This is a genomic window from Bordetella sp. N (assembly GCF_001433395.1).
Lineage (GTDB): Bacteria > Pseudomonadota > Gammaproteobacteria > Burkholderiales > Burkholderiaceae_B > Bordetella_C.
The window spans coordinates 4,480,492-4,498,979 of the sequence record NZ_CP013111.1; the positions used below are offsets into that span (position 1 = coordinate 4,480,492).

Here is an 18,488-nt window from a genome sequence, read left to right on the forward strand (position 1 = left end):
GGCGATGGGTAAAGCTAACCCGAATTGCGGAAGTGTGGGTTATCGGGCTAAAGCGTTGCCCACTTCATTCGCGAAATGGCCCCCGGGTTGCCGCGAGGCTAGTCGGACCTGTCGTCATCTACGCGTGCGTAATCTTCATCATGTCCCACGTCCGGGATGTCCATCAACACTTCAGCAAACGTCTTCCGCTGAGGCTCCCGCAACGCTTTCTCCAAACTCTCGCGATGCTCCGCTTCGGCGCTGCGTCCGCTCGACGCGGCCGGTTCGCGCAGGCGCTCAGCCAGTTCATCGTCCACGTTTCGTTCCCTAAAATTCGCCATCATCACCTCCAGGTTGTCAATGCCAGGAACAAATGGAGGCCGCCGGTTCCCAGGTTCTGAATGCAGAATCGAGAGAAGGGGCCGATGAACGGGTACGGAACTGTGCTGCGCAAACATCTAAAAGGTCGTTGACAAGATCAACTCGCCAGACTTATGCTCAAAAAAAGCATAAATACGCAGGTCGCTGCCGAGACACCGCACACGATTTTTTTGGACTATTAATACTCAACTAGAGCATAAATATCATGACCGTTGCCGCCCCCAAGGATTCTCTTCCCGCCCTCCGCGCCGTCCCGCCTTTGCCCGACGTCATGCTGGAGCCCCTGGTGCGTGCCACGCTGCTGGAGGACCTGGGCCGCGCCGGCGATATCACCACGGACGCCATCGTGCCGCCCGACGCCCAGGCCAGCCTGCGCTTGATGGCGCGCCAGGAAGGCGTGCTGGCCGGTGTCGATCTGGTGCGTCTGGCCTTGCGCCTGACCGACGCGCGCATCGAGTTCCAGCCCGTCCTGCGGGACGGCGCCCGTTTGCAGGCGGGCAGCCATATCGCCACCCTGCACGGTCCCGCGCGCGGCATCCTCACGGCAGAACGCACCGGGCTGAATTTCCTGTGCCACCTGAGCGGCGTGGCAACGGCCACCGCCGGCATCGCCGACGCCATCCGTTCCTACGGCACCCGGGTCACCTGCACCCGCAAGACCATGCCCGGCCTGCGCGCGGTGCAGAAGTATGCGGTGCGGGTGGGCGGAGGCAGCAATCATCGCCATGGCCTGGACGACGCCGTCCTGATCAAGGACAACCACGTGGCCCTGGCCGGTGGCGTGCGCAACGCCATCGAGCGCGCGCGCGCCGCCGTTGGCCACATGGTGCGCATCGAGCTGGAAGTCGACACCCTGGCGCAGCTGGACGAAGCGCTGTCCCTGGGTGTGGAAGTCGTGTTGCTGGACAACATGAGCCTGGACGAACTGCGCCAGGCGGCCGCCATGTGCAAAGGCCGCGCCGTGACCGAGGCATCGGGCCGTATCACGCCCGAGACCGCTCCTGACGTCGCCGCCACCGGTGTGGACCTGATCGCCGTTGGCTGGATCACGCACAGCGCGCGGGTGCTGGACATCGGATTGGACGCTTGAGGAAAACATCATGTCTATCGACACTGATACAGGCCGCACACGCAAACGCCTGCGTGCCACCGGCGCCTTCGTGATCGCGGCCATCGGCCTATCCCTGGGCGCCCTGCGTCTGGGCGTGGCCGAGCCCGCGGGCGGTCCTGCAGCGGCGGCGGCCGCGGCGGCGGGCTATCCCAAGCATCCCATCACCATCCTGGTGACCTTCCCGCCAGGCGGCGGCACCGACCTGCTGGCGCGCCGCCTTGGGGCCGAATTGCAGCGTGAACTGGGCCAGAACGTCATCGTCGAAAACCGCCCGGGCGCCAGCGGCAATCTGGGCGCGCGCGCCGTCGCCGAAGCCGCGCCGGACGGCTACACGCTGCTGATGGTCAACAGCTCCTATGCCATCAATCCCGGCGTGTATCGCAACCTGCCGTTCTCACCCAAGCGCGACCTGCGTGCCGTCATCAACGTCGCCTTCGTGCCCTCGGTGCTGGTGGTGCCGGCATCGTCGCCCTTGCATACCCTGGAGCAGGCGCTGGAAAGCGCGGGCCGGCAGGATGCAACGTCCACGGGCACGCCGTCCGCGGCCGTTCCGCAACTGGCGTACGCTTCCTGCGGCAACGGCACGCCCCAGCATCTGGCCGGTGAAATGCTGCGCAGGTCCAGCGGACGCGCCTTGCAGCACGTACCCTATCGTGGTTGCGGCCCGGCCTTGACGGATGTGGTGTCCGGCCAGGTGGGCATGGGCATTGTCACGGCATCCAGCGCCGCGCCTTTCCTGGCCGCGGGCCGCTTGCGCGCGCTGGCGGTGACGTCGCCGCAGCGCTCGGAACTGATGCCGGACGTGCCGACCGTGGCGGAACAGGGCTTTCCAGGCTACACGCTGGATCAATGGCACGGGCTGCTGGCGCCGGCCGCCACGCCCACGGCCGTCATCACGCGTTTGAACACCGCCGTCGCGAACATCATGCGGCGCGAAGACGTGCTGCATGATTTGCGCCAGCTGGGCTTCAGCCCCACACGCAGTTCCCCTCAGGTGTTCCAGGCGCTGATCGACAGCGATATCGACCGCTTCTCCACCTTGACCGCCAGCATGGATCTGCACGCGGACTGAGCGGCCGTGGCCTGAAGCCGGCGCGGGATGCGGCATACGGGATGCTACAAAGCAGAGGTAAGCATGCTGGCGGTCACGACTCCCGTGGCCGCCACCTACCCACGCCACGGAGCCGCGATGACCATACACATACGCCAGAACGCCTTGCAGGGCCTGCAATTCACCGCCACCGCGAACGATCATGATTTGCCCATCGACATGCCGCCGCCCCAGGGCGACGGCCCCGATCCGCATGATTTCTTCGATACGGCGCTGGGCGCGTGCAAGGCGCTGACGGTCACGCTTTATGCGCAACGCAAAGGCATTCCGCTGCTGTCCATCGACGTCGACGTACAACGTGACGACGCGGACGAGAAGAAAGGCGTGTATCGCCTGAAAGCCGTGCTGAAGCTCACGGGCGAGCTGACGGACGAACAGCGCGAGGAGCTGCTGAGCGTCGCCGGCCGCTGCCCTATCCACAAGCTGATGACCCAGACTGACGTCCAGGTCTCGACGGAGCTGGCAGCGGCGGCTTGAGGCTGGCCAAGGCGGCCCCGCCTGGGCGGCCAGCCCCGCCTTATTCCATACCCGGAACGATGGTCGAGAAGCCCGCGTCGACGTGGGTGATCTCGCCGGTCACGCCGTTGGCGAGGTCCGACAGCATGAAGGCGGCGACATTGCCGACGTCATCGATGCTGACGTTGCGGCGCAGCGGGGCATTGGCCTCGACGTACTTGAGGATGGACGAGAAGTCCTTGATGCCGCTGGCGGCCAGGGTCTTGATGGGACCGGCCGAGATGCCGTTGGCGCGGATGCCCAGCGGGCCCAGCGACGTCGCCAGGTAGCGCACGCTGGCTTCCAGCGACGCCTTGGCCAGGCCCATGGTGTTGTAGTTCGGAACCACGCGTTCCGCGCCCAGATAGGTCAAGGTCAGCACCGAACCCTTGCGGTCTTTCATCAAGGGCAGCGCGGCCTTGGCCATGGCCGCGAAGCTGTAGGCGGAAATGTCGTGGGCGACGCGGAAGCCTTCACGCGACAGGCCTTCCAGGAAGTCGCCGGCGATGGCCTCGCGCGGCGCGAAGCCGATCGAGTGGACCAGGCCGTCGAGGCCGTCCCAATGCTTGGCCAGGCCGTCGAAAGTCGAGGCGATCTGCGCGTCTTCGGCAACATCGCACTCCAGCACGATCTTGCTGCCGAATTCGGCGGCGAACTCGCTGACGCGGTCCTTGAAACGTTCGCCCACATACGTGAAGGCCAGTTCGGCCCCTTCGCGATGGCAGGCCCGTGCAATGCCGTAGGCGATCGAACGATTGGAGAGGACGCCCGTGATGAGGATGCGTTTACCGGCGAGAAAACCCATGATTGGTCCTTGATGACGGATCTGGAAAACCGCCATTTTAGGATATGTCTGATGGTCCGTCCGGGGTGGGGGTCGGTATAACGCCAGAAGATCGGATCGGTCCGACCATCCTGGAGTTTTTCCCATGTACGATTCAAGACGCCGCTTGCTCAAAGGTGGGGCCGGCTCCGTGCTCGCCAGCTTGTCCATGACTGCCTTGGCAGCTGGCCGGGCCCCCGCCAGCGTGCCGCCCGCAACCGCCGTAGCAGGAGCATCCATGACCACCCGTCCGCCCGATGCGGTCTTTACCGGCGAAGCCTATCAACCCGGCTTGCTGCTGCACATTGTGCTGTTCAAGTACAAGCACAAGGTTACGGCGGAGCAGAAGCAGGAAGTGCAGCGCCGCTTCGTGGCGCTTGGCGAGGCCAGGCGTGCCGGGGCCGAGTCACCCTATATCCTTTCCATCACGTCAGGCAGCCAGAGCAGCCTGGAAGGCGTCGCGCTGGGCTTCGAGCAGGGCTATACCGTGGCGTTCAAATCGGCCGGTGACCGCAACTATTACGTCGGCAAGCCTGTCGTGAAAGACCCGACGTATTTCGACCCCGAGCACGAGAAATTCAAGGCTTACGTCGGTCCGCTCCTGGCTGAGCACAACGGTGTGCTGGTGTTCGACTACGCGGTCGAAGCGCAGGCTTAGGCAAAAGCGCCCGCAGGCTCCCGCAAACTCGGGGCGTCCGCGGGCGCTTTTGCCTAAGCCTGCGCTATCGACGTCTACGCCAGGTCGAGCAAGGCCACCTTGCCGATGCCGATGTCGTAGGTCGCGGGTTGAACGCGCAATTCGCCCGTCTTGATGCGGTGCGAAATCACGGGTGATGCGGTGCTCAGCACCCGGGCCTGCTCGATGGCGTTCTGCGCGACCACGGCCTGATAGTCCTTGGACGGAGTCTTGGCGATTGCCGCATGCATATACGAGTACAGGGTCGTGACCTGTCCCGGCACGTCTTTGTTCTCGATGGCCGCCTTGACCGCGCCGCACTGGCTATGGCCCAGCACCATCAGGGTCTTCACCTTCAAGGCTTCCACGGCGTATTCCAGGCTGCCGATGACGGCCGAGGAAGCGACATTGCCGGCCACGCGGACCACGAAGAGGTTGCCGATGGACTGGTCGAACAGCAGTTCGACAGGGACGCGCGAGTCTGAACAGGCCAGAATCGCCGCGAACGGCGCCTGGCCTTCGACCGCTTGCGAGCGCAGCAATTCGAAGTCGCGCGGGGACGTGCTGTGCTTGAGTTGCAGATAGCGGGCATTGCCGGCCATCAGTTTCGCGACGGCCTGGTCCGGCGTGTTTGACGGCAGCGGGTGCAGCAGATTGGGCCTGGCGGCCAGCGCGGGCGCTGCGTTCAAGCCCATGCCACCGGCAGCCGCGGCGGCCAGGGTCAGGCCCATGAAGCGGCGGCGGGCGGGTTGCGTGGTCTGGCTGTCGTTCGAGCCGGGTTCCTGCGCCGTTACGCAGTTGCAAGAGATTGCTTGTTTCGGTGTGGGCGACATCGGGGGGGTCCTTATAAGTGAATCGCCCGCGCAGTATCAGGAAGGATCAATCCGGTGAGAATCAGATTAGTCTCTGTTGCCTATGCTTCTCTGTTGCCTATGCTTCTCTGTAGCCCACGCTTCTCTGCTGTCCTGTAGCTATCCTGACAACGCCAAAACAAACGGCCCGACCCGCTTCAAGCGGATCGGGCCGTGGGTCCCGAAGGTCGAGGCCAGGCTGGTCGCCGGGTCAGCCTCGCACGTCGGTGCCGGGCACGCGCAGCGTGCTGCCGACTTTCAGGTTGCTGCCTTTCAGGTTGTTCAAGGCGCGCAGCGCGTCAACCGAGGTGCTGTACTGGCGGGCCAGCGAGAACAGGGTGTCGCCATTGCGCACCTTGTGCTGGCGCACGTTGGGCTTGACGGCATTGGGCTTGACCGACGCCAGGCGCGCCTGGCTTTGCGCCACCGCCGGCTTGATCTCGGCGCGTTCGGTGCCGCCCGCCATATCGAGCGAGGCCACCTGCACGCCACCGCCGCCAGGCACCAGCAGATTCTGCGCGACGGCGGACTTCTGCTTGTACGGAATCTCGTTGACCTGGCGCAGCGTGGCTTCGGTCACACCGAAACGCTTGGCGATGGCGGCATACGATTCGCCACGGCGCGCGCTATACACCTTCCAGCTGGACAACTGGCCCTTATAGCCTTCGATATTGGCGTTGAAGATGGCCACACGGTCCGCCGGCAGAATCAGCGTCGGTGCATGTTCGCCGCGAATCAAAGGACGGTTGAAGGAAGGATTCAGCGCCTTGAACTCGTCCAGCGGCATTTCCGCGAGGCGGGCGGCCACTTCCACATCCATGTCCTGATTCTTCTGGACCGTGGCGAAGTAAGGCTGATTGCTTACCGGCGGCAGCACCACCGCATATTTCGCGGGGTCGGCGATGATGTTCTTGATGGCCTGCAACTTGGGCACGTAGTTGCGGGTCTCTTCGGGCATCGTCAGGGACAGGTAGTCGGTCGGCAAGCCGGCCGCCTCATTCTTGGCCATGGCGCGTTGAACCGACCCTTCGCCCCAGTTGTAGGAAGCGAGCGCCAGGTACCAGTCGCCCTGCATCTCGAACAGATTGCCCAGATAGTCGAGCGCCGCGTTGGTCGACGCGATCGGGTCGCGCCGCTCATCACGCCACCAGTCCTGCTTCAACTTGTAGTGCGTGCCGGTGGCGGGGACGAACTGCCACAGGCCCGAGGCTTGCGACCGCGACAGCGCCTTCGGGTTGTATGCGCTTTCGACGAAGGGCAGTAGCGCCAGTTCGGTGGGCATGCCGCGCTGGTTGATCTCGTCGGTGACGTAGTAAAGGTATTTGCCCGCGCGCTCGGCCATGCGTTGCATGGCTTCAGGATGCGACGCGTAGTACTCGGTCCATTGCTCGGACAGCGGCGTATTCAGATTCGGGATGGCGAAGCCACGACGGATACGGTCCCACACATCGCGTGCGGGGTGGGTCAAATCGACCGTGCGCGACGTTACCGCGGCGACATAGCGACTGGGGTATCCGGGTTGTTTGGAATCGGCATCAGCAGAGGAATTTTGTTTCGGCGCTGTTCCCGCGCATCCTGCCAATACGGCCACCAGCAGGGGAACAATCAGTCGGAGCAATTTCATCGTGTTAGATCACTTGAAGTTATTCTTCCATTCGCGAAGTACGGCAAATACTTCGACCGGCGAGGTTAGTGAACGCCCAGCCTGAACTGCGGCAGCTTTGACAACGTCAACTTGCTGAGTGCGCAGGAAGGGATTAGTGCCCGTTTCCTGCCCCATTGAAGAGGGCAGAGTGGGAAGACCTTGTTCGCGCAGTTGCTGGGCCCGCTGATACCACTGCTGGAGGGTGCGGTTGGCGGGTTCGACGGCCAATGCCCAGCGCAAGTTGCCCAGAGTGTACTCGTGAGCGCAGAAAACTTGTGTTTCAGGCGGTAATGTTACGAATTTTTCCAGAGACGCATGCATTTGTGCGGGCGTGCCCTCGAACAACCGGCCACAGCCGCCGGCGAACAATGTGTCACCACAGAACAGCGCCGGCTCGCTGCCGGCAGCCCTGCCCCAGTAAGCGATGTGCCCCGCCGTATGGCCAGGGACGTCGAGCACATTCAGGTCCAAATCCAGTTCGGGCAGTTGGACCCGATCGCCTTCTTGTAAGGGAAAGTCGCAATGCGGCAATGTTTCCAGGGCCGGACCGTACACGACGGCGCCCGTGGCACGCGACAATTCCAACACGCCGCCCACATGGTCGGCGTGGTGATGCGTGAGTAGAATGGCGCGCAGTCGCAGGTCCTGTTTTTCCAGCGCATCGAAAACCGGCGCGGCGTCGCCGGGGTCGACCACGGCGGCCAGACCCTGATTGCGCAGAAGCCAGATGTAGTTGTCGGAGAATGCCGGCAGCGGCAGGATGGCGGGACCCTGTGCGCCGACGCCAGCGGGGGCGTGGGTAGATTGCATGATCTAAGGAATCCAAAGCGTGGCAGAAGAAATTGCGCCGATTGTAGAACTGGCCGAGTGGTTCGACACCCCTCCGGGTCAGTATGCACTGCGCTGGGAGCAGGCTCAGTTCGATGCGGTGGTGGCCGATGTGTTCGGTTTCAACGCCTTGCAGGTGGGGCTGGCCGAGCTGGATTTACTGCGTAACAACCGCATGCCCTTCAAGGCGTACGTAGGCGAGGTAACGCCCACACCGGAGGTGGCGGCCCGCTGGCAGGCCTGCACGGTGGCCGATCCGCATGCGTTGCCGTTCGAGTCCGGCAGCATCGACCTGCTGATCCTGCCGCATGCGTTCGAGTGCACGGACGAGCCGCACGAGATCCTGCGGGAAGTGGAGCGCGTGCTGATGCCCGAAGGGCGGGTGGTGATATCCGGCTTCAACCCCTGGAGCCTGTGGGGCGCGCGTAATCGCATGCCGGGCATGGAGCCGTGGCTGCCTCATGCGCCGTCGGCACAGGTGTCGCTGGCGCGGGTGAAGGACTGGCTCAAGCTCCTGTCCTTCGAGGTGGATCGGGGGCGTTTCGGCTGCTATGCGCCGGCCTGCCAGACCAATCTGTGGCTGGATCGCTGGAAATTCATGGAGTCCGCCGGTGACCGCTGGTGGGCGGTGTGTGGCGCCGTGTATGTGGTGTCGGCCGTGAAGCGCGTTGCCAGCATGCGGCTGATCGGCCCCGCCTGGAAGCAGAAGCGCAAGGCGCCGGCGGCGGCGTCCGTGGTGGCCAATCACCGCGTTGGGGACCTCTGACACCGCGTATCATGCGCGGCTACGACCTTGTTGAATTGAGTGGAATCTATCGTTTTGGCTACTACCGCGCTCCCCCAAGTGGAAATCTGGACCGATGGTGCTTGCAAGGGCAATCCCGGGCCTGGTGGTTGGGGCGTGTTGCTGCGCGCGGGCACGCATGAGAAAACCATGCATGGTGGCGAGATGTCGACCACCAATAACCGCATGGAGCTGATGGCCGTCATCGAAGGCCTGGGTGTGCTGAACAAGGGCTGCAAGGTCACCATCCATACTGACTCGCAGTATGTGATGAAGGGCATGACCGAATGGCTGGCCAACTGGAAGCGGCGCGGCTGGGTCACTGCCGAGAAAAAGCCCGTCAAGAATGCCGATCTGTGGCGCTTGCTGGACGAGCAGGTGCAGCGTCATGAAGTGACCTGGCGCTGGGTGCGCGGGCACGCGGGCGATCCGGGCAATGAGATGGCCGATCTGCTGGCCAATCGTGGCGTGGACGAGGCGCGGCGGCAGGATCTGACGCGTCGCACCGGAGCGGCTTGATAGGGGTGTTTGGCGCGGTCCTGGCGTGGCGTACACTGTCGCCTTGCCGTTTCCTGCCGACCTTATTGCCCCATGCGCCAGATCATCTTCGATACAGAAACCACCGGGCTGGATCCCGCCCAGGGCCACCGCATCGTCGAAATCGGCTGTGTTGAAATTCTCAACCGCACCGTCACCGGCCGCAATATGCACGTCTACCTCAATCCGGATCGCGAGAGCGATCCCGAGGCACTGGCGGTGCATGGCCTGACCACCGAATTCCTGTCGGACAAGCCGCGTTTCAAGGAAGTCGCTGATGAGCTGATGGAGTTCATGCGGGGCGCCGAAGTGATCATTCACAACGCCGCGTTCGACACCAAGTTCGTCAACGCGGAGATGGCTCGCCTTGGCAAGCCGGTGATGGTGGACTACTGCGGCAAGATCACCGACTCGCTGATGGAAGCGCGTCAGCGGCGCCCGGGCAAGCGCAACTCGCTGGACGCCCTGTGCGATTTCTACGGCATCTCGAACGCGCACCGTACCCTGCACGGCGCTTTGCTCGATGCGCAGTTGCTGGGAGAAGTCTGGCTGGCGATGACGCGGGGCCAGGATGCCCTGCTGATCGACATGGACGACGACGGTGCCAGCGGCCAGTCCGGCCGCGAGGTGATTGGTCGCTTCGACGCGTCGGGCCTGCCGGTGCTGATGGCCAATCCTGAAGAACTGGTCGCGCACCAGGAATACCTGAAGGCGCTGGACAAGTCCGTGGGCGGCGCGAGCGTGTGGCGCACCTACGACCCGCTCCCTCCGGCTGCGGAGCCCGCTCCGGCGGCGTAAGCGGCAGCAGCTCGCCTGACAAATGTTTCCCGCGGCTGGCTCAAACTGACGTTCGTGTCGCGATTTTTCAGTTGGCCTTGCAGAATCTCAAAAAGTCATGCTATAGTCGCTGTCTCACTTCGGGCGGTTAGCTCAGTGGTAGAGCACTGCCTTCACACGGCAGGGGTCACAAGTTCGAAACTTGTACCGCCCACCAAGAATTCCGAATGAGATAAATGGCTTAGCGCAACCCGCTAAGCCATTTTTCATTTGCGCACCGCAAGATAGCTCGTCAAGGATGAAGGCCTGGCTTAGGCCCGCCTCCCTCAAACCAGATGCAGTTCCCGCGCCAACGGCAGCTTGCTGCCGGAAATCGCGCGCTCCAGCAGCACGTCGCGGCGGAAGCGGAACAATTTGGCGGGACGGCCGGCGGCGCCGCTGGCCATGGCGCCGGTTTCCTCGACCAGATCCTGTTGTTCGATCAACCGGCGGAAATTCTGCTTGTGCAGGCCCCGCCCCGCCAGGGCTTCGACGGTCTGCTGCAATTGCAGCAGCGTGAACTCCGCGGGCATCAGCTCGAACACCACCGGCCGATACTTGATCTTGGCGCGCAGGCGCGCAATGCCGGTGGCCAGGATGCGCCGATGGTCATGCCGCATGGGCGTGCCCGGCAGCGGTGCGACAGGCGGCAGCGGCGACAGGCCGGCCACGCCATGGGCCTCGGGCACCAACCCTACTTCATAAAGCAGCTCATAGCGCTGCAACACCATGTCTTCGTTCCACGCGCCCGCGTGCAAGCCGAAGCTGATGGCCGCGCGGTCCGCTCGCTGCTGGCGCATGGCCGCGTCATCAGCCAGGGCGACCCACGCGGCCAGCCGCGGCTCAATGACCTCCGCCATCAAGGCGCCTGGACCCTGCCGGCGATCTTCCCAGGGGAAATAGCGGTACCAGCTTTGCCAGCCCACGCTGGCCACGCCCGTTTCCACGGGCTCCCGTGTCAGGCCCAGATAGCTGACCGAGATGACCTGAGCGGCGTCATGCCCCGACCGATCGCGGTCGGCAAAGGTATAGAGCTGTTCGACGTAGCCGAGGGGATGATGGGTCTGCGTCTCCACCCACGCCCGCAAACCGGCCTGCAGGGAACGGTGATTCGACTCGAATGGCCCCGCCGGCAAGGCGCGCGCGTCCTCCGTGGTCAGCACACGGGGCTGGCCATCGGTCACCGCGGCGAGCACGGCGACGAGTTCGGCGGCAACGGGATTTTCCATCGGCGGGTTCACGTACATGCTGGCCACGCCAGCGTGTCGCAGATTATACGGGGCCGGATGCGACGAGATCCCCAGTCACATCCCGCAAGAAATTTCCCTTGAACATTTTCGAGTCGAACGCATCTACATAACTTATAGCGCCGCTCAATCGACGCTTGCATGCTGATCGCATCCTGCTTTAAGCACGCATTAAGTTGTTGTAGGTGAATACATGCAGAACCCGAAGCTCCCCTTCCCCGCCCGCCAGCAAGAACCGGTGGTGAACACCCTGCTCTCCTCCATCGCGGTGGCGTCCCTGTCCCTGTTCGGCGTCGCGCAAGCCGCCGAGATCGATACTAGCAAGCATTCAGCGAGCAGCCCGCAGGCCGCCAACGTGGCCGTCTCCACATCAACGGCGCCCGCCATGCCTGAATGGACGGAGCTGCACTACCGCACGAACGCGGGATAGCGGCACTGTTCCTGCATCTGGAACGCTGTTATCGCATATAGCCCCTTTTTCCAGGCCGCTACCTCGGCGATGATCAATGGCTCCGGCCGTCTTGCGGCGGCCGCCCATGATTTCTTTCAGCGAGGTGACTTACATGGAATACCGACACTTGGGCGCGTCCGGCTTCACGGTGCCCGTACTCAGTTTCGGGACCGGCACGTTCGGCGGCAAAGGCGAATTCTTCCAGGCCTGGGGCACGACCGACGTCACCGAAGCGCGCCGCCTGATCGATATCTGCCTGGAAGCCGGCGTGACGATGTTCGACACCGCCGACATCTATTCCAAGGGCGCCTCCGAGGAAGTGCTGGGCCAGGCCATCAAGGGACGCCGCGACCAGGTCATCCTGTCGACCAAGGCGACCTTCCGTTTCGACGACACGCCGAACAATGTGGGCTCGTCGCGCTTCCATCTGATCCGCGCGGTCGACGATGCGCTCAAGCGCCTGGGCACGGACTATATCGACCTGTTCCAGCTGCACGGCTTCGACGCAAAGACGCCAGTAGAAGAAGTGCTGTCCACCCTGGACACGCTGGTGCGCGCCGGCAAGATCCGCTACACGGGTGTGTCCAACTTCTCCGGCTGGCACCTGATGAAATCGCAAGCCGTGGCCGACCGCTACGGCTATCCGCGCTACGTCGCCAACCAGACCTATTACTCCCTGATCGGCCGTGACTACGAATGGGAGCTGATGCCCCTGGGCCAGGACCAAGGTGTGGGCGCGGTGGTGTGGAGCCCGCTGGGCTGGGGCCGCCTGACGGGCAAGATCCGGCGCGGCCAGCCGCTGCCCGCCAACAGCCGTCTGCATAAGACGGCGGAGATGGGCCCGCAGATGGCGGATGAATACCTGTACCGCGTCATCGACGCCTTGGACGAGGTAGCCGCGGAAACCGGCAAGACGGTGCCGCAGATTGCCTTGAACTGGCTGCTGCAACGTCCGACCGTCAGCACCGTGCTCATCGGCGCGCGCGACGAGGCGCAGTTGCGCGCCAATCTCGGCGCGGTGGGTTGGAACCTGAGCCCGGAGCAAGTGGCCAAGCTGGACGCTGCCAGCAAGGTGGACCGCCCCTACCCGTATTGGCATCAAGGCGGCTTCGCCGAGCGCAATCCTTTCCCGACGGAATAAGGACCGCGCTAGCCGCCCTGTTGACCGATGTCCCTGTCCGTCCATGCGGCGGGCGCGCTCAATCCCAACAGGGCGGTGACCAGCAGCTCGCGCAGGATCAGCTCATTGTCTTGCAGGTCGACCATCGCGCCGGTCCCGACCAGCACCTTGAATTTCTGCGAGAGCGGATCGCAGTTGGCCAACAGATGCATGGCCGAGCCGCGCACGAATTCATAGCGCCATATCAGCTCGGTGCGCGTGAACTGCGGCAATGTGGCGGCCAGCGCGTCGATGAACATCTGCGCATAGCCATCCAGCTGCCTGGACACGAAGATCGTGTAGTCGCTGTCCGGCACCGCGCGCAGATGATTCTCCATCCGCACGAACAGCCGCCCGCCATCGGCGGAGCGCTCGCACGCCACCAGCGGCCGCAACAAGGCATCCAATATCACCGGCACCGGAACGGGCACACCGCCGAATTGCCGGCGCGCTTCTTCCAGACGCACGCGGCGCTCGATGTTGACGGGCTCCAGCACCGCCAGCAACACCGACTTCACCAAGGCTTCCTTCGAACCGTAGTAGTAGTGGATGGACGCCACGTTCACTTCCGACGCGTCGCAGATGTCGCGCACGGTGGTGCCTACGGGCCCTTTGCGGGCAATCAATTCCTTCGCGGCCAACAGAATGCGATCGGGCACGGGCATGTCCGCCGCCGCCGCGCCGTCATCGATGAGGGCCTCCGCGCCCCGCGGATCGCCGTGAATATCGGCCATGTCGTCCTCTGTATAAATCAGTTGTTTTAATTTGTAGCGCTCTCGGCATTCTACGCTGAGCGCGGTCGAATTCACAGACAGCATGAATACCGCAATGCAGCATCCGGATTTACCCCTAAATACAGGGAGAAATCGCCCTGAAACACCAAAACTAGGGGCTTTCCATAGTGCAGTGCATTTTGGCGTTTTTATGGTTGACGGAGGAATTTCACATACCTAGAATCAAACAACTGTTTTATTCGACACCGCAACGCTAAGCATTTGAAAACAGGGACTTGTGCACTTGCAGTACGCACATGAGCCCAAATACATCAAGGGGCTTCACCGTGTCAGATTCAGTCCTTACCCGTCCTCCCGCGGGCGGCACCGGCTCGCCAGCAGCCTGTGCAGGCGCAGCAAACGCTGTCGCCGACGCACCCGAACTCACGCTTGCCGTGCTCGCCGCCCATGCCGGCCTGGCTTTGGCGCCCGCGCACCTGGCCGAACTGGTCGATGCCTACCGCTACGTCGGTCCGATGCTCAGTCGCATCCAGCGCACGAATGCGCGCGCCGACGAGCCCGCCCACGTCTTCGTCGCCAAGACTTTCGAACATCAGGCCCAGGCTCCCACGCCGGGCTGAGCAACGCCGCTTACCGCAACGCGTTCGCGGCCTGCCGTCAGGCACCCGCGGTTCCAAGCCACGCATCAAGACGCGCGCCAGCGCGGAGGTTTTCGCATGTCCACGGATCCGACTTTTCTGACCCTGGCCGAGGCCAGCAAGCTGATCGCCACCAAAGCCTTGTCCCCCGTCGAACTGACCGAGGCGTGCCTGCGCCGCGCCGACGAGGTCGACGGGGCCTTGCACAGTCTCATCACGCCCACACCGGAGCGCGCCCGCATCGAGGCCCGGCTGGCCGAAGCGCAGATCATGCGTGACGGACCGCGCAGCGCGCTGCATGGCATTCCCTATACGCTCAAGGATGTCTACGAAACCGCCGGCGTGCGCACCACCGGCCAGTCGCGCCTGCTGGCCGACAACATTCCCACGCAGGACTGCCATGCCCAAACGGTGCTGGCCGATGCAGGCGGCGTGTTCATGGGCAAGACCACCACGTGGGAATTCGCCCACGGCGGCCCCTCCTGGGACGTGGTGGCGCCACCCGCGCACAACCCCTGGAACACCGCGCGCCATCCCGCCGGCTCCTCGTCGGGGTCGGGCGCGGCCCTCGCCGCCGGCCTGTGCCTGGCCACGATGGGCACCGATACCGGCGGCTCCATCCGCATGCCGGCGGCGGCTTGCGGCATCGCGGGCATCAAGCCCACCTACGGCAGGGTCAGCCGCATGGGTGTCCTGCCCAACTCCTTCAGCCACGACCACGCCGGCCCCATGGCCTGGACCACCGAAGACCTGGCCATCCTGCTGCAACTGGTGGCCGGCCACGATCCGCGCGACCCAGGCAGCGTCGACCTGCCGGTGCCGGACTACCGCGCGGCGCTCGATGGCAATGCCCGCGGCCTGGTGATCGGCGTGCCCTGGCACTGGATGGATGACGAAGTGCCCCTGTCGGCAGGCAACCGCCGCGCGTTCGAAGCCTCGCTGGAAGTGCTGCGCGGACTCGGCGCGACGATCCGTCCGGTCACCCTGCCGTCCCTGCTTGAGTACAACGATTGCAAGCGCGTCATCGCCATGGGCGAGCTGTACGCCATCCATGAAGCGGACCTGCGCACGCGTCCCGAGCTGTTCGGCGCCAGCCTGCGCTATCGCATCATCTGCGGCGCGGTCCTGCGCGCCGAAGACTATATCCAGGCCATGCGCATGCGGACCCGGCTGGCGGCCGCGATGCAGGCGGTCTACCAGACGGTGGACCTGCTGGCCGTGCCCTGCACCGAACCAGCGGGCAAGCTGGAGCCGACCTCGCCGCACTGGATGTTCGCGGCGCCCAACTACACCACGCCTTTCAACTCCGCCGGCAATCCCGCCCTGTCGATCTGCAATGGCTATGACGACGACGGCATGCCCTATTCGCTGCAACTGGCGGGCCGCCTGTTCGATGAGGCGACGGTGCTGCGCGTGGGCGACGCCTACGAGAAGGCCACCGCCTGGCGTCAGCGCCGTCCCGACATCGCCCGCCTGCGCGCCGAGGCCAGCGGCGCCGCGCCGGTGGCCGAACCCGCGGCCGTGGCTTGAAGGCGCGGCGCCAGGCTGTCGCAATCCTTATCCGCAATCCGTATCCGCATTCCGCATTCCGCATTCCGCTTTTCACGCTCCACCTGCCTTGCCCCGGCCCCCGCCGGGTTCATCGTCAAACGTGTTTCGCCTTCGGAGAACCATCTTGGTCCTAAGAAAAATTGCGGCTCCGCTCATGGTCGCGCTCGCCTTTGCCTTGCCCACCGCCGCTGCCCGCGCGGAGATGGTGCTGCGTGTCGCCACGACCTTATCCGACGTCCCCCTGACCACCGGGCAGGCCAGCCAGGGCGGCGAAGGCATGCGCTTCATCGGCTTCACGCTGTACGACGGTCTGATCAACTGGGACCTGTCGCGTTCGGACGTCTCCGCCAAACTGCGGCCGGGCCTGGCCGAAAGCTGGTCGGTGGATGAAGCCACGCACACCAAGTGGACCTTCAAGCTGCGGCCCAACGTCAAATTCCATGATGGCTCCACGTTCGAGGCCAACGCCGTCGTCTGGAACCTGGACAAGCTGCTCAAGCGCGACGCCCCGCAATTCGATCAGAACCAGGCCACGCAGGCCAGCCAGTACGTGTCGAACATCGCGTCCTATCGGGTCATCGATCCGATGACGGTGGAGATCACCACCAAGTCGGCCGATGCCGTCTTCCCCTACCTGATCGCGGATGTGGGCATCTCCAGCCCGGCCCGCTACAAGGAAGTGGGCGGCGACTGGAACAAATTCGGCATGACGCCGTCCGGCACCGGCCCCTGGAAGCTGGACAAGCTGGTGCCGCGCGAACGCGCGGAACTCGTGCGCAATCCCAACTACTGGGATCCGAAACGCGTACCGAAGTCCGACCGCATGGTGCTGCTGATGATGCCGGATCCCAATACCCGTGTCGCCGCGCTGCTGTCCAAGCAGGTCGACTGGGTCGAGGCGCCGCCGCCCGACACGTTGCCGCGCCTGAAGGAAGCCGGCATGCAGATCGTCACCAACATCTATCCGCATAACTGGCCTTATCAGTTGAGCTATTCGGAAGGTTCGCCGTTCCGCGATATCCGCATCCGCAAGGCCGCCAACCTGGCCATCGACCGCAAGGGCCTGGTCGAATTTCTCGGCGGCACCGCCATTCCGTCGGAAGGCATGGTCGATCCCAAGCATCCCTGGTTCGGCAAGCCCAACTTCAAGATCACCTATGACCCGGACGAGGCCCGCCGCCTGATGAAGGAGGCCGGCTACAGCCCCGAGCATCCGCTGAAAATCAAGTTCGCCATCTCCACCTCGGGCTCGGGCCAGATGCAGCCGCTGCCGATGAACGAGTTCATCCAGGAAAACCTCAAGGCCGTCGGCTTCGACGTCCAGCTTGAAGTGCTGGAGTGGGAAGCGCTGCGGGCGCGCCGCCGCGCCGGCTCCGACGCGCCGGAGAACAAGGGCATCTACGGCATCAACAACAGCTTCGGCTATTGGGATCCGGACATCGGCTTGATCGGTACGTCGTGGTCCAAGATGAGGCCGCCGGCCGGCTACAACTGGGGCGGTTTCCAGGACAAGGAAGCCGACGAACTGGCCGCGGCCGCCAAGGTGGAATTCGACCCCGCCAAGCAGGACGCCATCCTCGCCAAGCTGCATACGCGCATCGTCGACCAGGCGATGTGGATCTGGGTGGTGCATGACCTGAACCCGCGCGCCATGGCCCCCAACGTCAAGGGCTTCGTGCAGGCGCAAAGCTGGTTCCAGGACCTGACCCCGGTCTACCTGCAACCGTAACGAGGCTGCCCCATGCTCAGATACTTCCTGCGCCGTCTGGTCTATACCCTGCCCATCGCGCTGGGCGTCACCCTGGTGTGCTTCGCGCTGGTGCATCTCGCCCCCGGCGATCCCATCAGCGCGGTGTTGCCGGAAAACGCCTCGCCCGCGGTCATCGAGGAGATCAAGGCCGCCTATGGCTTCGACAAACCGCTGCCGATGCAATACCTGATCTGGTTGCGGCACGTCGTCGTGGGCGATCTGGGCACCTCGATCAAGACCGGTCGTCCCGTAACCGTGGAGATCGGGCCGGCCATCGCCAACTCCATGCTGCTGGCCGCAGCCAGCATCGCGCTGGCTTTCGTCGGCGGTTGCGCGCTGGGCGCCGTGGCCGGCTATACGCGGCGGCGCGGCGTCGATCGCGCCGTCACGGCGGTGGCGGTGACCGGCGTATCCCTGCCGCACTACTGGCTGGGCATGGTGTTGATCGTGTTCTTCTCGGTGGAGCTGCGCTGGTTGCCGGCCACGGGCATGGGCAATCCCGATTTGGCCCATCTGCTGCTGCCGGCAGTGACCTTGGCGGTGATACCCATGGGCATCATCGCGCGCTCGGTGCGGGCGTCGGTCAGCGAAATCCGCCGCCAGGAATTCGTGCAGACCCTGTATGCCAAGGGCCTGCGTGGCCCGGGGGTGTTCCTGCATGTCGCCAAGAACGTGGCGCCCACCGTCATGGCGGTAATGGGCCTGCAGTTCGCGCAGATGCTGGGCGGCTCCATCCTGGTGGAAACCGTGTTCTCCTGGCCGGGCACCGGTTTCCTGCTGAACTCGGCCATCTTCACGCGCGACCTGCCCATCCTGCAAGGGACCATCCTGGTCCTGGCGATGCTGTTCGTCTTCACCAACCTGCTGGTCGACGTGTTGCAGATGTTCGTCGACCCGCGCGTCAAGCGCGCCTGACCGGAG

General features: G+C 64.2%; 20 protein-coding genes and 1 tRNA gene. 14 read left to right on the plus strand and 7 right to left on the minus strand.

Annotated features, from left to right (window positions below):
* Positions 1-98: 98 nt before the first annotated feature.
* Positions 99-320, minus strand: coding sequence for a hypothetical protein (locus tag ASB57_RS19225; RefSeq protein WP_057653674.1), 222 nt, complete (start codon positions 318-320; stop codon positions 99-101).
* Positions 321-565: 245 nt separating this feature from the next.
* On the opposite strand from ASB57_RS19225, the gene nadC reads away from it, so the two are divergent.
* From nadC to ASB57_RS19240, 3 genes are all read left to right on the plus strand, one after another.
* The gene (gene nadC / locus ASB57_RS19230; RefSeq protein ID WP_057653675.1) at positions 566-1,450 is read left to right on the plus strand and encodes a carboxylating nicotinate-nucleotide diphosphorylase; all 885 of its coding nucleotides are present in this window, start codon (positions 566-568) and stop codon (positions 1,448-1,450) included.
* Positions 1,451-1,460: 10 nt separating this feature from the next.
* Positions 1,461-2,543, plus strand: coding sequence for a tripartite tricarboxylate transporter substrate binding protein (locus tag ASB57_RS19235; RefSeq protein WP_082621713.1), 1,083 nt, complete (start codon positions 1,461-1,463; stop codon positions 2,541-2,543).
* Positions 2,544-2,660: 117 nt separating this feature from the next.
* The gene (locus ASB57_RS19240; protein ID WP_057653676.1) at positions 2,661-3,059 is read left to right on the plus strand and encodes an OsmC family protein; all 399 of its coding nucleotides are present in this window, start codon (positions 2,661-2,663) and stop codon (positions 3,057-3,059) included.
* A gap of 40 nt (positions 3,060-3,099) precedes the next feature.
* Here the strand turns inward: ASB57_RS19240 and fabI are convergent, their stop codons facing one another.
* Complete coding sequence (fabI, locus tag ASB57_RS19245; RefSeq protein WP_057653677.1) at positions 3,100-3,882, minus strand: enoyl-ACP reductase FabI; 783 nt, start codon at positions 3,880-3,882, stop codon at positions 3,100-3,102.
* 256 nt (positions 3,883-4,138) lie between these two features.
* Here fabI and ASB57_RS19250 point away from each other — a divergent pair, with 256 nt between their 5' ends.
* On the plus strand, positions 4,139-4,558 hold the full coding sequence (locus ASB57_RS19250) for a Dabb family protein (protein ID WP_057653678.1): 420 nt from the start codon (positions 4,139-4,141) through the stop codon (positions 4,556-4,558).
* Between the two features lie 74 nt (positions 4,559-4,632).
* Here the strand turns inward: ASB57_RS19250 and ASB57_RS19255 are convergent, their stop codons facing one another.
* The 3 genes from ASB57_RS19255 to gloB all read right to left on the minus strand — a co-directional run bounded on the left by ASB57_RS19255 (position 4,633) and on the right by gloB (position 7,882).
* Positions 4,633-5,409 (minus strand): carbonic anhydrase, encoded by a 777-nt coding sequence (locus ASB57_RS19255; protein WP_082621715.1) that lies wholly within the window; start codon positions 5,407-5,409, stop codon positions 4,633-4,635.
* A gap of 229 nt (positions 5,410-5,638) precedes the next feature.
* Positions 5,639-7,051 carry a transglycosylase SLT domain-containing protein gene (locus tag ASB57_RS19260; RefSeq protein WP_057653680.1) on the minus strand — a complete coding sequence of 471 codons (1,413 nt, stop codon included), beginning with the start codon at positions 7,049-7,051 and terminating at the stop codon, positions 5,639-5,641.
* A 9-nt stretch (positions 7,052-7,060) separates the two neighbouring features.
* Positions 7,061-7,882: a hydroxyacylglutathione hydrolase gene (gloB, locus tag ASB57_RS19265; protein WP_057653681.1), complete on the minus strand. Its 822-nt coding sequence runs from the start codon at positions 7,880-7,882 to the stop codon at positions 7,061-7,063.
* 19 nt (positions 7,883-7,901) lie between these two features.
* Here gloB and ASB57_RS19270 point away from each other — a divergent pair, with 19 nt between their 5' ends.
* The 4 genes from ASB57_RS19270 (at position 7,902) to ASB57_RS19285 (ending at position 10,215) form a co-directional block, all read left to right on the plus strand.
* A complete protein-coding gene (locus tag ASB57_RS19270) occupies positions 7,902-8,666 on the plus strand; it encodes a class I SAM-dependent methyltransferase (RefSeq protein ID WP_057653682.1) in 765 nt (254 codons plus the stop codon).
* A 54-nt stretch (positions 8,667-8,720) separates the two neighbouring features.
* Positions 8,721-9,203 (plus strand): ribonuclease HI, encoded by a 483-nt coding sequence (gene rnhA / locus ASB57_RS19275; protein ID WP_057653683.1) that lies wholly within the window; start codon positions 8,721-8,723, stop codon positions 9,201-9,203.
* A gap of 72 nt (positions 9,204-9,275) precedes the next feature.
* Positions 9,276-10,019 carry a DNA polymerase III subunit epsilon gene (gene dnaQ, locus ASB57_RS19280; protein WP_057653684.1) on the plus strand — a complete coding sequence of 248 codons (744 nt, stop codon included), beginning with the start codon at positions 9,276-9,278 and terminating at the stop codon, positions 10,017-10,019.
* A 121-nt stretch (positions 10,020-10,140) separates the two neighbouring features.
* A tRNA-Val gene (locus ASB57_RS19285) sits at positions 10,141-10,215 on the plus strand.
* A gap of 109 nt (positions 10,216-10,324) precedes the next feature.
* On the opposite strand, the gene ASB57_RS19290 is transcribed toward ASB57_RS19285, so the two are convergent.
* Positions 10,325-11,266 carry a hypothetical protein gene (locus ASB57_RS19290; RefSeq protein ID WP_156414421.1) on the minus strand — a complete coding sequence of 314 codons (942 nt, stop codon included), beginning with the start codon at positions 11,264-11,266 and terminating at the stop codon, positions 10,325-10,327.
* Positions 11,267-11,525: 259 nt separating this feature from the next.
* Between ASB57_RS19290 and ASB57_RS19295 the strand changes: the two genes are divergently transcribed.
* Together ASB57_RS19295 and ASB57_RS19300 are read left to right on the plus strand one after the other, a co-directional pair.
* Complete coding sequence (locus tag ASB57_RS19295) at positions 11,526-11,714, plus strand: hypothetical protein (RefSeq protein ID WP_156414213.1); 189 nt, start codon at positions 11,526-11,528, stop codon at positions 11,712-11,714.
* A gap of 133 nt (positions 11,715-11,847) precedes the next feature.
* Positions 11,848-12,876, plus strand: coding sequence for an aldo/keto reductase (locus tag ASB57_RS19300; RefSeq protein WP_057656273.1), 1,029 nt, complete (start codon positions 11,848-11,850; stop codon positions 12,874-12,876).
* An 8-nt stretch (positions 12,877-12,884) separates the two neighbouring features.
* On the opposite strand, the gene ASB57_RS19305 is transcribed toward ASB57_RS19300, so the two are convergent.
* The gene (locus ASB57_RS19305; protein ID WP_057653687.1) at positions 12,885-13,628 is read right to left on the minus strand and encodes a TetR/AcrR family transcriptional regulator; all 744 of its coding nucleotides are present in this window, start codon (positions 13,626-13,628) and stop codon (positions 12,885-12,887) included.
* A 326-nt stretch (positions 13,629-13,954) separates the two neighbouring features.
* On the opposite strand from ASB57_RS19305, the gene ASB57_RS31145 reads away from it, so the two are divergent.
* The 4 genes from ASB57_RS31145 (at position 13,955) to ASB57_RS19325 (ending at position 18,482) form a co-directional block, all read left to right on the plus strand.
* Entirely contained in the window at positions 13,955-14,248 is a 294-nt protein-coding gene (locus ASB57_RS31145) for a hypothetical protein (RefSeq protein ID WP_156414214.1), read from the plus strand.
* Between the two features lie 96 nt (positions 14,249-14,344).
* Positions 14,345-15,796 (plus strand): amidase, encoded by a 1,452-nt coding sequence (locus ASB57_RS19315; RefSeq protein WP_057653689.1) that lies wholly within the window; start codon positions 14,345-14,347, stop codon positions 15,794-15,796.
* A gap of 175 nt (positions 15,797-15,971) precedes the next feature.
* Positions 15,972-17,546 carry an ABC transporter substrate-binding protein gene (locus ASB57_RS19320; protein ID WP_057653690.1) on the plus strand — a complete coding sequence of 525 codons (1,575 nt, stop codon included), beginning with the start codon at positions 15,972-15,974 and terminating at the stop codon, positions 17,544-17,546.
* Between the two features lie 12 nt (positions 17,547-17,558).
* Positions 17,559-18,482, plus strand: coding sequence for an ABC transporter permease (locus ASB57_RS19325; RefSeq protein WP_057653691.1), 924 nt, complete (start codon positions 17,559-17,561; stop codon positions 18,480-18,482).
* The last annotated feature ends 6 nt before the right edge of the window (positions 18,483-18,488 follow it).